Source organism: Gilvimarinus gilvus (genome assembly GCF_030518155.1).
Taxonomy (GTDB): Bacteria; Pseudomonadota; Gammaproteobacteria; order Pseudomonadales; family Cellvibrionaceae; genus Gilvimarinus; species Gilvimarinus gilvus.
Genome location: NZ_JAULRU010000538.1, coordinates 1 through 553, shown reverse-complemented (window position 1 = coordinate 553; position 553 = coordinate 1). Strand labels below are relative to the sequence as shown.

1 protein-coding gene is annotated in these 553 nt (G+C 68.7%); it reads right to left on the bottom strand.

All coding sequences use genetic code 11. The annotated features are described in order from the left end of the window. Nucleotides 1–553 (bottom strand): ATP-binding cassette domain-containing protein (locus QWI17_RS09980; protein WP_302722360.1); only part of this gene is annotated, 553 nt, incomplete at both ends.

Here is a 553-nt window from a genome sequence, read left to right as displayed (position 1 = left end):
CGACAGGCGGTGGGCGATGATCAGCGTGGTGCGGCCACTGAGGAAGCGCGCCAAGGCCTGGTGCAGGTTGTATTCGGTGGCCGCGTCCAGCGCCGACGTGGCCTCGTCGAGGATCACCACCTTGGGCTCGGCCAGCACCATGCGGGCGATGGCCAGGCGCTGGCGCTGGCCGCCGGACAGGCGCACACCCGACCGCCCCACCACGCTGTCCAGGCCCTGCGGCAAGGCGGCGATGGTGGCGTCCAGCTGGGCGATGCGCAGCGCCTGCCAACAGGCCTCGTCACTGCAGTCACGGCCCATGGTGAGGTTGGCACGCACGGTGTCATTGAACAGCGATGGGTGCTGCAACACCACCGCCACGTTTTCGCGCAGGGTTTCCAGGCCGATTTCCTGCAAGCTGGCCCCGCCAAAGCGGATAGTCCCGGCCTGGGCGCTGTACAAGCCCAGCAGCAGTTGCACCAGGGTGCTCTTGCCGCCGCCGCTGGCACCGACAATGGCCACCTTCTCACCCGGCGCGATCGACAGGTCGAGGTGGTCGAGCACGGGCTCATCG